At 71.9% G+C, this 13,832-nt stretch carries 11 protein-coding genes and 2 pseudogenes; 9 read left to right on the top strand and 4 right to left on the bottom strand.

What is annotated here, in order from left to right; translation table 11 throughout:
* The 4 genes from ACFV5N_RS15365 to ACFV5N_RS15350 form a co-directional block, all read right to left on the bottom strand.
* A partial coding sequence (locus tag ACFV5N_RS15365) for an ABC transporter ATP-binding protein (protein ID WP_385599177.1) occupies nucleotides 1-635 on the bottom strand: 635 nt, incomplete at its 3' end.
* A complete protein-coding gene (locus ACFV5N_RS15360) occupies nucleotides 635-1,660 on the bottom strand; it encodes an ABC transporter permease (RefSeq protein WP_385599174.1) in 1,026 nt (341 codons plus the stop codon). The genes ACFV5N_RS15365 and ACFV5N_RS15360, both read right to left, overlap by 1 nt.
* Before the next feature lie 11 nt (nucleotides 1,661-1,671).
* Nucleotides 1,672-3,183, bottom strand: a complete 1,512-nt coding sequence (locus tag ACFV5N_RS15355) for an ABC transporter permease (RefSeq protein ID WP_385599171.1) — start codon at nucleotides 3,181-3,183, stop codon at nucleotides 1,672-1,674.
* A 192-nt stretch (nucleotides 3,184-3,375) separates the two neighbouring features.
* Nucleotides 3,376-5,136 carry an ABC transporter family substrate-binding protein gene (locus ACFV5N_RS15350; protein ID WP_385599168.1) on the bottom strand — a complete coding sequence of 587 codons (1,761 nt, stop codon included), beginning with the start codon at nucleotides 5,134-5,136 and terminating at the stop codon, nucleotides 3,376-3,378.
* Nucleotides 5,137-5,580: 444 nt separating this feature from the next.
* Here ACFV5N_RS15350 and ACFV5N_RS15345 point away from each other — a divergent pair, with 444 nt between their 5' ends.
* From ACFV5N_RS15345 to kynU, 9 genes and pseudogenes are all read left to right on the top strand, one after another.
* The gene (locus tag ACFV5N_RS15345) at nucleotides 5,581-6,138 is read left to right on the top strand and encodes a DUF2617 family protein (RefSeq protein WP_385599165.1); all 558 of its coding nucleotides are present in this window, start codon (nucleotides 5,581-5,583) and stop codon (nucleotides 6,136-6,138) included.
* A gap of 53 nt (nucleotides 6,139-6,191) precedes the next feature.
* A pseudogene (locus ACFV5N_RS15340) lies at nucleotides 6,192-6,923 on the top strand (spermidine synthase); the annotation flags it as partial.
* 135 nt (nucleotides 6,924-7,058) lie between these two features.
* Nucleotides 7,059-8,087 (top strand): CoxG family protein, encoded by a 1,029-nt coding sequence (locus ACFV5N_RS15335; RefSeq protein ID WP_385599162.1) that lies wholly within the window; start codon nucleotides 7,059-7,061, stop codon nucleotides 8,085-8,087.
* Nucleotides 8,088-8,109: 22 nt separating this feature from the next.
* Nucleotides 8,110-8,964 (top strand): aldose 1-epimerase, encoded by an 855-nt coding sequence (locus ACFV5N_RS15330; protein WP_385599159.1) that lies wholly within the window; start codon nucleotides 8,110-8,112, stop codon nucleotides 8,962-8,964.
* Nucleotides 8,965-8,975: 11 nt separating this feature from the next.
* Nucleotides 8,976-9,512, top strand: a complete 537-nt coding sequence (pyrE, locus tag ACFV5N_RS15325) for an orotate phosphoribosyltransferase (RefSeq protein ID WP_093843324.1) — start codon at nucleotides 8,976-8,978, stop codon at nucleotides 9,510-9,512.
* 159 nt (nucleotides 9,513-9,671) lie between these two features.
* Complete coding sequence (gene fbaA, locus ACFV5N_RS15320) at nucleotides 9,672-10,694, top strand: class II fructose-bisphosphate aldolase (protein ID WP_385599157.1); 1,023 nt, start codon at nucleotides 9,672-9,674, stop codon at nucleotides 10,692-10,694.
* Nucleotides 10,695-10,735: 41 nt separating this feature from the next.
* Entirely contained in the window at nucleotides 10,736-11,149 is a 414-nt protein-coding gene (locus tag ACFV5N_RS15315; protein ID WP_385599154.1) for a DUF3151 domain-containing protein, read from the top strand.
* Between the two features lie 151 nt (nucleotides 11,150-11,300).
* A complete protein-coding gene (locus tag ACFV5N_RS15310; RefSeq protein WP_385599152.1) occupies nucleotides 11,301-12,122 on the top strand; it encodes a tryptophan 2,3-dioxygenase in 822 nt (273 codons plus the stop codon).
* A pseudogene (gene kynU, locus ACFV5N_RS15305) lies at nucleotides 12,115-13,326 on the top strand (kynureninase); the annotation flags it as partial. The gene ACFV5N_RS15310 and the pseudogene kynU, both read left to right, overlap by 8 nt.
* Between the last annotated feature and the right edge of the window lie 506 nt (nucleotides 13,327-13,832).

The raw sequence follows: 13,832 nt of genomic DNA, 5'->3' as shown, positions 1-13,832 counted from the left end.
ATGATGACGTCCGGGTCGTTGATGATCGCCATGGCGATCATCACCCGCTGCCGCATCCCGCCGGAGAACTCGTGCGGGTACGCGCCCAGCCGCTTCTCGGGCTGCGGGATGCCGACCAGGTCGAGCATGTCCTTGGCCCGGCGCAGGGCTTCCTTGCGGGGGACGAGATGGTGCGCGAGGACGGCCTCGGACAGCTGGTCGCCGATGGTGCGGACCGGGTTGAGCGAGGTCATCGGGTCCTGGAAGATCATCGCGATCTTCCGGCCGCGCAGCGCCCGCTGCTCCTTGGGGCGCATGCTGAGCATCTCCTGGCCCCGGTAGCGGATGGAGCCCTTGATGCGGGCGGACTTGGGCAGCAGGCCCATGACCGCCATCGAGGACACCGACTTGCCGGACCCGGACTCGCCGACGATGCCCAGCACCTCGCGGGCGTGCAGCGTGTAGTCGACGCCGCGTACGGCGCGGACCACTCCGTCGTCGGTGGGGAACTCGACGGTCAGGTTCTCGACTTCGAGGATGGCTTCGTCGGTGGGCGGCCGGGAGTCGGCGAGGGTGCGTGCCTCGTGCACGTCCTCGGCCGCCTCGGTCACGACGGGGGCGCCGGGAGTGGCGGCGGGGGGGTTGGTCACAGACATCAGTCACGCACCCGGTTCTGTCGGGGATCGAAGGCGTCACGCAGACCGTCGCCGATGAAGTTCACCGAGAGAGCGATCAGGATGATGAAGACACCGGGCCAGTAGAAGAGCCAGGGCCGGGTGCCGAGCGCCGTCTGGTAGTCGCTGATCAGCCGGCCGAGCGAGGTGTCCGGCGGCTGCACGCCGAGGCCGACGAAGGACAGGCCCGTCTCCAGCAGCACCGCCGAGGCGATGGCCAGCGTCACCGACACGATGATGATGCCGATCGTGTTGGGCAGGATGTGCTTGAAGATGATCCGCCGGGAGGAGGTGCCGACCGAGCGGGCCGCTTCCACGAACTCCTTCTCGCGCAGCGAGAGCACCTCGCCGCGGACGAGTCTGGCGGTCTGCATCCAGGTCACCAGGCCCAGGAAGACGCCGAACAGGACGATGCCGCGGCCCGCGATCATGGTGCCGATCAGACCGGCGATCAGCAGGGTGGGAACGGCGATCAGCACGTCGCTGGAGCGCATCAGGGTGGACTCGGTCCAGCCCCGGAAGTAGCCGGCGGCGGCGCCGATGACCGTGCCGACGAAGGTGGCGATCAGGCCGACCAGCAGCGCGATCACCAGGGAGACCTGGGCGCCGCGCATGGTGAGGGCGAAGTAGTCGCGGCCGATGTTGTCCTGGCCGAAGGGGTGTTCGCCCAGATGGATGCCGCCGCCGCCGAGGAACTCGGGGATGACGGAGAGGGTGGGCCGCCCGCCGTCGACGGCGGTGGCGGTGGCGGTGGGTGTCTTGTCCCACCAGCCGGGTATGGGCCCGGCGCCGATGGAGGTCACGGCCAGGCCGACCACCAGGATGAACAGCACCAGACCGACCATGGCGCCCTTGTGCCGGAAGAACCGGCGCCGGACCAATTGGCCCTGGCTGCGGGCGACGATGCTCATGCCCTGGGCGGTGGTGTCCGCGGTGCCGGGCGGGCCGGCGGCCTCCGGTCCCGGCTCGGATCCGGCTTTCTGCGCTGCGCGCTGTGCGTCCGTCATGTCAATCTCCTTCAGGACAGCCGGATGCGGGGGTCGAGGACGGCGTAGGCGATGTCCGCGATCATGTTGAAGACGATGATCGCGCCGCCGGAGACCAGGAAGAACGCCATGATCGGCATCGGGTCACCCTGGTGGATGCCGTCCAGCAGCATGGTGCCCATGGCCCGCCAGCCGAAGACCTTCTCGGTGATGACCGCACCGCCGAGCACGGTGCCGATGTCGTAGCTCACCAGGGTGGTGATCGGGATCATGCCGTTGCGCAGCACGTGCCGGGTGACCACGGCGCGCTCGCTCAGGCCCTTGGCGCGGGCGGTGCGCACGTAGTCCTGGTTCATGACCTCCAGCATGCTGGCGCGGGTGTAACGGGAGTACGTGGCCAGCGAGATCAGCACCAGCGCCAGGCTGGGCAGGGCGAGGTGGCCGAACGAGTCGAGGCCGCTCTGCCAGAAGGTGCCGTCGTAGTTGGGGGTGCTGGCGCCGATGGTGGAGATGGGCCGGCCGCCGACCGAGTCGCTGTAGGAGGCGAAGGACTGGAGCATCCGGTCCAGGAAGATGACCGCGCCGGTGAACAGGCCGGTGAAGATCGCGGCCGGGATGGCGTTGCGGCGGTACAGGTCGCCGCCCACGTACCAGCCGACGCCGTACCCGACGCCCGCCGTGACCAGCGCGAGCAGCAGCAGGGTCAGCAGGTTGGGGTCCTCCAGGACCGGGCCGAGCGCGAAGTAGGCGACGATGCCGAGTCCGGCGGATATGAGCGCGGCCTTCATCGGCGGTGCCCACTCCAGGCCGCTGACCAGGACGGTGAAGCCGATGGCGCCGCCGAGCGCGGTGAGGGCGACCACGATCGGGCCCAGACCCGGGTCGTTGAACCAGCCGGTGGCGGAGAGCACCGAGAGCAGGACGACCATGCCGGCGAGCGTGGTGCCGAAGACGGTGAGCCGGCTGCGCCGGTCGCCGACCACCAGACCGCCCGCGGTGAGCGCGGTGACCAGCGAGATGCCGGCGATGAACGGCACGGAGATGACGGGGTCGGCCAGCCAGTCGTTGAAGTCGATCGCCATGAACTCCTTGAGGAGGGTGGCGATCCAGAACGACGGCAGCGAGAAGCAGACGAACGCCACGAAGGTGACGCTCTGGTCCAGGGCGCTGTACTGGCGCAGCGCGGAGATGACGCCGATGGTGATGCCGATGACGATCGAGATCACGGTGGCGCCGATGACGAGTTGCAGGGTGGCGCTCACGGCCGCGTCCAGCATCGTGTTGACGCTCAGGCCCTGCCGGTTCACTCCGAGATCGCCTCTGATGGCGTCCCCGAGCCAGAGGAAGTATCTGACGATGAAGGGTTCGTCCAGATGCATCCGTTCGATGATCACGGCCATCGCGCTCTCGCGCGTGTTGTCCGGCAGCTGGCGTGCGTCGGCGAGCGGGTCCTTGACCTTGGTGGCCAGGAAGAAGATCACGATCGTGGCGGTGAAGAACACCCAGATCGAGACGAACAGCCGCCGCACGATGAAGACGAGCATGGCGCTGACTCCTGAAGGTGCGAGTGGTGTGGGAGGTGAAGGGCTGGGGTGGGGGATGGCGTATGAAGACGGGGCCGGGGGTGATGAAGCCCCCGGCCCCGTGAGGCGTATGCCTTGCCGCGGTCGCGGCGCGGTGCGCGGCGCCCGGCTCACCCGTCACGGGTGGTGCGGGCGGCCGTCACCGCCGCGGCCTCAGCCCTTGGACCACTCGTGCACGTTCCAGGTGATGGAGCCCTGGGACGGGTTGGGAACGATGTTCTGGACGCTGTCGCCCCAGGCGGTGATGCCGGGGTGCTGGAAGATCGGGATGGTGACCATGTCCTCCCACAGCTTCAGCTCGATCTCGGCGGCGATGGCCTGGGCGTCCTCCGGGTTGGGGGCGACCAGGATGTCGTCCAGCAGCTGGTCCAGCTCGGGGTTGGAGTAGCAGCCGTTGTTGTTGCCCTTGCCGTCGACCGAGCACTCGGCCGGGCTGCGGAAGGTGGAGTTCCAGCCGGACATCTGGTTCGAGCCGATCCAGGCGAACTGGGCGACGTCGAAGGTGCCCTGCGACAGGCCCCCGGTGGTGTCGAAGAAGTCGGCGGAGGAGACGAACTCGACGTCGAAGCCGGCCTCGTCACAGGACGCCTTCACCAGCGCGCCGGAGTCGTTGCGGCGCTGGTTGTCCAGGGTCTCGACGCGGATCTTGGTGCCGACCGCGTCCTCCTCCTCCAGGATCTGGCGGGCGCGCTCGATGTCGGTGGTGCCGAACTCGGCGATCACCGGGGCGACGGCGTCCACGCCCAGGTCGTAGCCCGGGTCCCAGGGGGCGAGGTTCCGCACGTCCTTGACGGTGGCGTCCGGCACGATGGGCTGGATCAGGTTCTCGACGATCTGCTGCCGCGGGGCGCACAGCGCGAAGGCCTGGCGCAGCGCGAGCGACTCGGAGAACGGGCCCCGGTCGAAGTTGAAGTCCCAGTGCTCGTAGGTGTACTGGTCACCCAGGTAGGTCTGGATGCCGCTGGCCTGCGCGAGCTGGTTGGCGACGTCCACCGTCGGCTGCGGCTGGATGACGTCGACCTCGCCGTTCTGGAGCGCCTGGACCTGCTGCTCCTCGGCGACCATGCGGACGACGATGGTCTTGGTGGCCGGCTGCTCGCCCCAGTACGCCTCGTTGGCGGTGAGGGTGACCGACTGGCCCTCCTCGAATCCGGTCAGCTTGTACGGGCCGGAGGAGGGGATGAGCGACTCGTCGGGCAGCGAGCCGTTGATCAGCCAGCCCTCGTTGAAGAACTGGGCGGCGTCGGCGAGCGCGTCGGCGTCCTCGTCCAGCAGCGCGGCGAGGAACTCCTCGTCGCTCAGCCCGCCCTCACGGGCGACGACGTGCGCCGGCATGATCTTGTTGTTGCCCACGCCCGGGCCGGCGGTCTCCCAGTCGGCGTACGGGGTGTCGTAGACGAGGGTGAAGGACTTGCCGCCCGGCTCGCACTCGGGGCGGGTGGTGTCCTCGATGCCCTGGGTGCCCACGGCGGAGAACAGGCCGTCGATGGCGCCGCTCTGCTGGGTCCACCACAGCTGGATGTCATTGCAGTCGATGGGGTCACCGTCGGACCAGACGGCGGCCTCGTTGATGGTGTACTCGACCGTCAGCGGGTCGTCGGACACCTTCTCGTAGGTGCCGAACTCCTCGTGCGGGGTCACCAGACCGCGCTCCCCGTCGAAGCCCCAGAAGCCGCCGACGGTACCATTGAGTATGGTGCCGTTGGCGTTGGAGTTGGCGCCCGCTGTGGTGGGGTTGTAGCTGTCCAGCGGCTGGGCCCAGGCGAGCGTGACGGTGTCGGCCGAACCCCCGCCGGCGTTGTTGTTCTTGTCTGCGTCGTCGCCGCCGTCGCTGTCGCTGCCGCATGCCGAGAGGACGAGTACGCCTCCCAGGAGAGCAGCGCCGAGCTTCGACGCCCTTCCGAATCGGGTCATCTTGGGCCTTCCACGGTGTGATGACTTGTAGTGTGAAGTTGCGGAGAGCTTCGTCACAGAACCGGGCGCGAACAAGTGCGCAAGAGTGACCGTTGTGCAGCCGAGATGTGAAACAGGCTGAGTTGTTACCTGCATCTACGCGGATATATGGAACAAACGGGCGTTTCCCTGCCGGTAGCACATCGGCAACGTGAACGCGTGTTCGTATTGCGGTCACGGGGAGGAGAACACCTGACCCACCCTGACCCCGGGGGGATGGAAACCTGGTGAAGTTGGGTAAAAACGCTGTGGGGGCGGCGGGTTCCATGATTCGGTGAAGTCCGTATCCGGGTTCAGCGCCTGGGCGCCCCGCCCAGTGCCTGCCGGGCCCGGCGGACGGGCGGCCGAGGGTTTCCCACGGCCGGTCCGTTCACCATCGAACTGCGTGCGTGCGGGAGCCGACCCATGCTCACCACCATTCACACCGCCTATACCGACACCAGGGCCGACGATCTGGCCTGGGCGCTGGGCCGCGAGCCCCTGCCGTCCCTGGCCACCCTCGATCTCGAACTCGGCGGCGCGAGCGTACAACTGCGCGTGCTGGGTGCCTCCCACCAGGTGCTGCTCAGCGCCCTGGACGACTCCTGCTCCGAGACGGTGGCCTGCATGCCGGGCAGCAGAACGCCGCTGCCGCTCGGTGTCTCCAAACGGCTCGGCAGCTTCGACTACGCGTTCGCGGCCCGGGTCGAGACCCTGAGCGCCGGCTCCTTCGCCGGGCGCGCGCAGGAACTGCTCGCCCTGGTCGCCGAGCACCCCCACGGGCTCGCCGCCACCTTCCCCGGGGACCCGCACGCCTTCACGGCCTTACTCGCCCAGCGCCGTGGCGCTCATGTCCACTGGCGTACCTGGCACGCCTATCCGCAGGAGCGGCGCCTGGTGGTCACCAGGACCAGAATCGGCGTGCACGCCACCCCCGTGGGAGACAGGGTGGGCGCGGGGAGTGACGTCATGTCCGGGTCGTGAGCGCGCGCTCGGCAGCCGCGCCCGGGCGGCGCGCGCCCCGGCGGTCCGGCCCGGTGGACGGGCGGGGGACGGAGGCGGCCGCGAGCGGGCTGCCGGTGCCGCCCGGGCTCGGGCGGGCGCTGGTGCTGGCGGGCGTCTTCGTCTGCGCCGCCTGCGGACTGGTCTACGAGCTGGAACTGATCGCGCTCGCGGACCACTTGCTCGGGGACACCGTCACCCACACCTCCGTCGTACTGTCCCTGATGGTCTTCGCGATGGGCATCGGCTCGCTCGCCGCCAAACGGCTGCGCGGGCGGGCCGCCGCCAGCTTCGTGCTGATCGAGGCCCTGCTGGGGCTGGTGGGCGGCAGCTGCGCCGTGGCGCTCCACCTCTCCTATGTGTGGAGCGGCGAGGCCCGATGGGCGCTCTTCGGGTACGCGCTGGCCATCGGGGTGCTGATCGGCGCCGAGATGCCGCTGCTGATGGCCCTGTTCCAACGGGTCCGGGCCCAGGAGGCGGACCGGGCGCTGGCCGATCTGTCGGCGGCCGACTATGTCGGGGCGCTGCTCGGTGGCCTGGCGTTCCCCTTTCTTCTGCTGCCCCTGCTGGGACGGCTGTCGGCGGCCCTGGTCACCGGCGCCGTGAACGCGGCGGCCGGCGGCCTGCTGGTGCTGTGGCTGTTCCGGCGGGAGGTGACCAGGACCGGCCGGTGGCGGCTGCTCTCGCTGAACGCGGGGGTGATCGCCGTCCTGCTGGCGCTCATCCCCCTGATGGGCCCGCTGGAGACGGCCACCGAGGGGGCGCTGGCCGACCACGGGACCGCACGGTCCGCCGACTGAGCCCGGGGACGGCGGGACCCGGCCGCCCCCTGCTGGGTGGCCGGAATCCGTGTCCTGTGTCGGACTAGTCGTTTAAGCGGCCCCAGTGGGTAGGGTCGCCGCATGGAACACGAGGTCTACGTCCCGTTCTCAGCCGCCGTGCTGCGGAGCGCGCTCGCCGATCCGGAGCGGGTCGCCCGGTGTGTTCCCGGCCTCGAACTCGACCGGGAGCAGCCGGCCGGGCCGTCCGCGGCCTCGTCGGCCACCGCCTCGGACCCCGTCCAGGACCCGGACACCGCGACCGCCCCCGCCACGGCGGCGGGCCGGCTGCGGCTGCGCGCCGGCAACACCTCGATCACCTACCGGGGCACCTTCACCCTCACCACGCGGCAGGACACCGGCGTGGTCACGGTCGCGGCCGAGGGCCGTGAGGCGCGGGGCACCGGGAGCGCGGCCCTGAGCCTCACCGTGGTGCCCACGCCGCTGCCGGACGGCTCCGGCACCACCCTGGTCCTGAGCGGCACCGTCGAGAGCAAGGGCCGGCTGCGGTCCCTGGAGGCGCGGCAGCGCGAGGCGGCGGGCCGCCGGCTGCTGGAGCGGTTCCTGGAGGCGCTGGTCGCCGAGTTGGGGCAGGAGGAGGCCGACCGCGGCGAGGTGCCGCCGGTGGCCGGTGCCGGGGGCATCGGGGAGCCGGACGACAACGAACGCGTCATCCCCGGCATCCCCGCCCCCGAGGGGCAGCCGGCCGACCGGGCCGGGCACGGCGGGCAGGAGTTCGAGGACCTGGAGAACCTGGAGCGGCTCGACGGGCTGCGCGAGCTGGACGACCTGGAGGAACTCGACGGTCTCGAAGACCTCGACGACCTGGAGGCGCTGGAGGACCTGGAGGATCTGGAGGACCTGGAGGAGGACGGGGAGGAGACGGTACGCCGTCACACCCCGGCCCCCGAGGCGGACTTCGCCCGCCGGACGATGATCGGCCGCAGCGCCGAGGAGGTCGACCACGCCCCGCCGCGCGGGCGGTACGCCCCCGAGCCGCCGCCGGGCAGCGGCGGCGCGGCCTCGATCCCGCTGCGCTGGGTGGCTCCCGCCGCCGCCCTCGCGCTGGCCTCGGCGGTGCTGGTGGGGCGGGTACTGCGCAAGCGGCGCTGAGGGCGCTCGTTATGGTCTTCGGGTGACCACCGATGACTCAGACCGTCCCGGCGCCCCGGACCCGGCCGTCGTGCTGCGGGCCGGCGACACCCGGCTGACGGTGCGTCCCGACGAGGGCGCCCGGATTTCCTCCCTGCTGGTCGACGGCGCCGAACTGCTGCGGCAGGGCGAGCGCTTCGGCTCCTTCGTGATGGCGCCCTGGTGCGGCAGGACCCGGGAGGGCCGCTTCCGCAACGGCGGCCTCACCCACCGGCTGCCGGTGGCCGAGGGCCAGCAGCACGCGATGCACGGCACGGTACGGGGCAGGCCCTGGCGTACGCTGCGCGCCGGTGAGCGGACGGCGGCCTTCAGCCGGGCCATCGGCGGCGACGGCCCGGAGGGCGACGCCTGGCCGTACGCCGGCCTCGTCACCCAGACCGTCGAACTCGCCGAGGACGGCGGCGGGGTGACGCTGACCCTCGGGGTGGAGACCGACGGGGTGTCCTTCCCCGCGCAGGCCGGCTGGCACCCGTGGTTCGTGCGCCGGCTCAGCCCGGAAGGTCCCGGGGTGGAACTGGACTTCACGGCCGGATGGCAGGAGGAGCGCGGGGCGGACCATCTGCCCACCGGGCAGCGGATCGCGCCGCTGCCGGGGCCGTGGGACGACTGTTTCGGGATGCCGGAGGGGGTCGCGGTCACGCTCACCTGGCCGGGGCAGCTGGAGCTGAAGGTGACCAGCCGCACCGAGTGGGTGGTGATCTACGACGAGGTGGCCGAAGCGGTGTGCGTGGAACCGCAGTCGGGGCCGCCGGACGGGCTGAACACCACCCCTCGCCTGGTCACCCCCATCGAGCCGCTGGAGATCTCCACGGTCTGGACCTGGCGGCGGCTGCCGTAATGTCGGCTTTCATGAACGCGCGTGAGACCCTGCTGCGGCAGATTCAGAACAAGGCCGTGGTGCACGGCAAGGTGACCCTCTCCTCCGGGGTGGAGTCCGACTACTACGTCGATCTGCGGCGGATCACCCTCGACGGTGAGGCCGCCCCGCTGGTCGGCGAGGTGCTGCTGGAGGCCACCGCGCATCTGGAGTACGACGCGGTCGGCGGGCTGACCCTGGGCGCCGACCCGGTGGCGGCGGCGATGCTGCACGCCGCCGCGGCGCGCGGCCGGCGTCTCGACGCGTTCGTGGTGCGCAAGGCGCAGAAGGTGCACGGGCTCCAGCGCCGGGTGGAGGGCCCCGAGGTGGCGGGCCGCCGGGTGCTGGTCGTCGAGGACACCTCCACCACCGGTTCCTCGGCGCTGGAGGCGGTGGCCGCGGTGCGCGAGGCCGGTGCCGAGGTCGTCGCGGTCGCGGTGATCATCGAGCGGGGCGCGGCCCCGGCGGTGGAGGCGGCCGGACTGCCGTATGTGCAGATCTACGGGCTGCCCGAGCTGGGCCTGGGCTGACCGTCCGGCGCGCTCCGCCCCGGCATGGCTACGCAGGGTCACTGTTTCACGTGAAACAGTGACCCTGCGTGCCTATGGCCCCCGCCACACTGGTGCATCTGTTCCGGTCTGGGAGGATGGGCGGGACGCGGACCCGCACGGATATCAAGGAGCGGACAGATGCCCATCGCAACCCCCGAGGTCTACAACGAGATGCTCGACCGGGCGAAGGCAGGCCGGTTCGCCTACCCCGCCATCAACGTCACCTCGACGCAGACCCTGCACGCCGCGCTGCGCGGCTTCGCCGAGGCGGAGAGCGACGGCATCGTGCAGATCTCCACGGGCGGTGCCGAGTTCCTCGGTGGGCAGTACGACAAGGACATGGTGTCCGGCGCCCGGGCCCTGGCCGAGTTCGCCCACATCGTCGCCGAGAAGTACCCGGTGAACATCGCGCTGCACACCGACCACTGTCCCAAGGGCAAGCTGGACGGCTACGTCCGCCCGCTGCTCCAGCTCTCCAAGGAGCGCGTCGCCCGCGGCGAGAACCCGCTCTTCCAGTCCCACATGTGGGACGGCTCCGCCGAAACCCTGAAGGACAACCTGGAGATCGCCGAGGAGCTGCTGGCGATCGCCGCCGCCGCCAAGATCGTGCTGGAGGTGGAGATCACCCCCACCGGCGGCGAGGAGGACGGCGTCAGCCACGAGATCAACGACAAGCTCTACACCACCGTCGACGACGCGCTGCGCACCGCCGAGGCGCTCGGCCTGGGTGAGAAGGGCCGCTACCTGCTGGCCGCCTCCTTCGGCAATGTGCACGGCGTCTACAAGCCCGGCAACGTCGTGCTCCGCCCCGAACTCCTCAAGGACCTCCAGGAGGGTGTCGGCCAGCGCTACGGCAAGGAGAGCCCGTTCGACTTCGTCTTCCACGGCGGCTCCGGTTCCACCCGCGAGGAGATCGCCACCGCGCTCGCCAACGGCGTCGTGAAGATGAACCTCGACACCGACACCCAGTACGCCTTCACCCGGCCCGTCGCCGACCACATGTTCCGCAACTACGACGGCGTGCTGAAGGTCGACGGCGAGGTCGGCGACAAGAAGACCTACGACCCGCGCAGCTGGGGCAAGCTCGCCGAGGCCGGCATGGCCGCCCGGGTCACCCAGGCCTGCGGCGACCTGCGCTCCACCGGCACCCGCCTGAAGTAGCGAGGTCGGCGCACCGCCCCCGAGCAGGCAGACTGGACGGCATGTCCCTTCACGAGAACCTGCTCGGGGGCCCGCCCCCGACCCATCTGCCCGACGACCCCGGGCCGCGCGAGCTGCTCGCCTCCGGCACCGCGCCGGCCGAGGTGGCCGCCGCGTACCCGGCCTCCTCGCTCGCCTGGGCCCAGCTCGCCGACGACGCGTTCGCCGAAGGCGCCACCGTCGCCTCCTACGCCTACGCCCGCACCGGCTACCACCGGGGCCTGGACGCGCTGCGCCGCAACGGCTGGAAGGGGCACGGCCCCATCCCGTTCGAGCACGAGCCCAACCGGGGTTTCCTGCGCGCCCTGCACGCCCTCGCGCGCGCCGCGCAGGCCATCGGCGAGCAGGAGGAGTACGAGCGCTGCACCACCTTCCTGCGCGACAGCTCCCCGACGGCGGCCGAGACCCTGTCCTGATCGGGCCGCACCCCGGGCCGTGTGAGGCACGGCCTGCCCCCGGGCGCCCCACCACACGACGGAGGGGCGCCCGTCGCGCGTCCGGCACGTAATCTGCCGCTGACACCCGGCGATCCCGGGGACGACGGACGACCGTGTGAAGGAGCGAGCCATGTCGGACACCGCCGGCGAGCCGACGCTGACCTACGACGGCAGCACACCGTACGAGGACTATGTACGGGCCGAGGTGCTGACCCACCTCCAGCGCCCGCTGTCCGACGACCCGGGGGAGATGGCGTTCCTCGTCACCACCCAGGTCATGGAGCTGTGGTTCACGGTGATCGTGCACGAATGGCGGACCGCCGCCGACGCGCTGCGCGAGGACGACCTGCCGCGCGCCCTGGCCGCGCTGCGCCGCTCCGGCTACCAGCTGACCGCGCTCAACGCCTCCTGGGAGCCGCTGGCGCACCTCACCCCCGGCGAGTTCAACGCCTACCGGGCGGCCCTGGGGGAGGGCTCCGGCTTCCAGTCGGCGATGTACCGGCGGCTGGAGTTCCTGCTCGGCGAGAAGTCGGCCGCCATGCTGGTCCCGCACCGGGGCACCCCGAAGGTCCACGACGAACTGGCCAAGGCCCTGCACGAACCGAGCCTGTACGACGAGGCGCTCGGCTATCTCTCCCGGCACGGCGAGGCACCGCTGCCCGCCGAGGTGCTGGCCCGTGACTTCCGGACCCGCTACGAGCCGCACCCGGCGGTGGAGGCCGCCTGGCAGCGGGTGTACGCGGCGGGCGAGGGCCCGCTGCTGGCCCTCGGCGAGGCGCTGACCGAGGTGGCCGAGCTGGTGTGGCGCTGGCGCAACGACCATCTGGTGGCCACCCGGCGGGCGATGGGCGGCAAGACCGGGACCGCGGGATCGGCCGGGGTGGCCTGGCTGGAGAAGCGGGCGGCCAAGCACGTCTTCCCCGAACTGTGGACGGCCCGCAGCCATGTCTGAGACGGACACGGAGACGGCGATGACGACGACCACGGCCGCGGCGGCCGAAGCCGCCCGGCTGGACGCCACCGACCCGCTGCGCGCCAAGCGCGCCGCGTTCGAGCTGGACGACACCGTCTACCTCGACGGCAACTCGCTGGGCGCGCTGCCCCGTACCGTCCCCGGCCGGATCGCGGAGGTGATCGGCCACGAGTGGGGCCGGCTGCGCATCCGCTCCTGGACCGAGTCCGGCTGGTGGACCGCGCCGGAGCGGGTCGGCGACCGGATCGCCCCGCTGCTGGGCGCGGCGGCCGGCCAGGTGGTGGTGGGCGACTCCACCAGCGTCAACGTCTTCAAGGCGCTGGTGGCCGCCGTCCGGCTGGCCCCCGAGGGGCGCGACGAGATCCTGGTCGACGCCACCACCTTCCCCACCGACGGCTACATCGCCGCCTCGGCCGCCCGGCTGACCGGCCGCACCCTGCGCCCCGTCCCGGCCGGGGACATCGCCGCCGAAGCCGGCCCGCGCACCGCGGCCGTCCTGGTCAACCACGTGGACTACCGCACCGGCGCCCTGCACGATCTGCCCGCGATCACCGCGGCGGTGCGGGCGGCCGGGGCGGTGAGCGTCTGGGACCTGTGCCACAGCGCCGGCGCGCTGCCGCTCGCGCTGGACGCCGACGGCGTCGACCTCGCGGTCGGCTGCACCTACAAGTATCTGAACGGCGGCCCCGGAGCCCCCGCCTACCTGTACGTCCGGGCCGCGCACCAGGCGGCGTTCGACTCCCCGCTGCCGGGCTGGAACTCGCACGCCGAACCGTTCGCGATGTCCCCGCGCTACCGCCCGGCGTCCGGCGCGCCGCGCGGCCGGGTCGGCACCCCGGAGATCCTGTCGCTGCTGGCCCTGGAGGCCGCGCTGGAGGTCTGGGACGGGGTGGACCTGGCGCGGGTACGGGCCAAGAGCCTGGCGCTCACCGCCTTCTTCGAACGCTGCCTGGCGGGTGCCTTGCCGGTCCTCACCCCGGCGGAGCCCGGGCGGCGCGGCAGCCAGGTCGCGCTGCGCTGCCCGGACGCGCGCCGGGTGACCGGGGAACTGGCCGCGCGCGGGGTGATCGCCGATTTCCGCGAACCGGACGTGCTGCGGTTCGGGTTCACGCCGCTGTACACCTCGTTCGCCGAGACGGAGCGCGCCGCGCGCACCCTGACCGAGGTGCTGGCCGGGACGCCGCCCCGCCCGGCCCCGGCCGAAGCCCCCGACGCGGGCCGGGACGCCGAGGAGGCGGCGGCGCTGCTCGCCCGGCCGCCCGCGCCCCCGGACCGTACGCTGCGCTACCGGCCGGGCCCGGACGGGGTCGTCGATCTGTACGGGGACGGGGACCCGCGCGTGGTCCTGGTGCACGGCGGCTGGTGGCGCACCGCGTACGACCGCGCCCATCTCGCGCCGCTGGCCGCCGCACTGGCCGGGCGGGGCGTACCGGTGGCGCTCGTCGAGTACCGCCGCGGCCCCGGCGGCTGGCCCGCGGCGGGCGAGGACCTGCGCGCCGCGCTGGCGGCCCTGCCCGGCGACGGGCCGCTGACCCTGGCCGGTCACTCGGCAGGTGGACAGCTGGCGCTGTGGGCGGCGGCCGGGGACGCGGGCCGCGTCGCCCGCGCCGTGGTGGTCTCGCCGGTGGCCGATCTGCGCGAGGCCGCCCGGCTCGGGCTGGGCGCGGGCGCGGTCGGCACCTTCTTCGG

It is taken from the genome of Streptomyces sp. NPDC059853 (genome assembly GCF_042731495.1).
Classification (GTDB): domain Bacteria; phylum Actinomycetota; class Actinomycetes; order Streptomycetales; family Streptomycetaceae; genus Streptomyces.
This window is presented reverse-complemented; position numbering and strand designations above follow the sequence as displayed.

Bases quoted from the DNA above. Each gene is read 5' to 3' on its own strand.
- ACFV5N_RS15360 (WP_385599174.1), bottom strand. From the start codon at position 1,660: ATGACGGACGCACAGCGCGCAGCGCAGAAAGCCGGATCCGAGCCGGGA.
- ACFV5N_RS15355 (WP_385599171.1), bottom strand. From the start codon at position 3,183: ATGCTCGTCTTCATCGTGCGGCGGCTGTTCGTCTCGATCTGGGTGTTC.
- ACFV5N_RS15350 (WP_385599168.1), bottom strand. From the start codon at position 5,136: ATGACCCGATTCGGAAGGGCGTCGAAGCTCGGCGCTGCTCTCCTGGGA.
- ACFV5N_RS15345 (WP_385599165.1), top strand. From the start codon at position 5,581: ATGCTCACCACCATTCACACCGCCTATACCGACACCAGGGCCGACGAT.
- ACFV5N_RS15335 (WP_385599162.1), top strand. From the start codon at position 7,059: ATGGAACACGAGGTCTACGTCCCGTTCTCAGCCGCCGTGCTGCGGAGC.
- pyrE (WP_093843324.1), top strand. From the start codon at position 8,976: ATGAACGCGCGTGAGACCCTGCTGCGGCAGATTCAGAACAAGGCCGTG.
- fbaA (WP_385599157.1), top strand. From the start codon at position 9,672: ATGCCCATCGCAACCCCCGAGGTCTACAACGAGATGCTCGACCGGGCG.
- ACFV5N_RS15315 (WP_385599154.1), top strand. From the start codon at position 10,736: ATGTCCCTTCACGAGAACCTGCTCGGGGGCCCGCCCCCGACCCATCTG.
- ACFV5N_RS15310 (WP_385599152.1), top strand. From the start codon at position 11,301: ATGTCGGACACCGCCGGCGAGCCGACGCTGACCTACGACGGCAGCACA.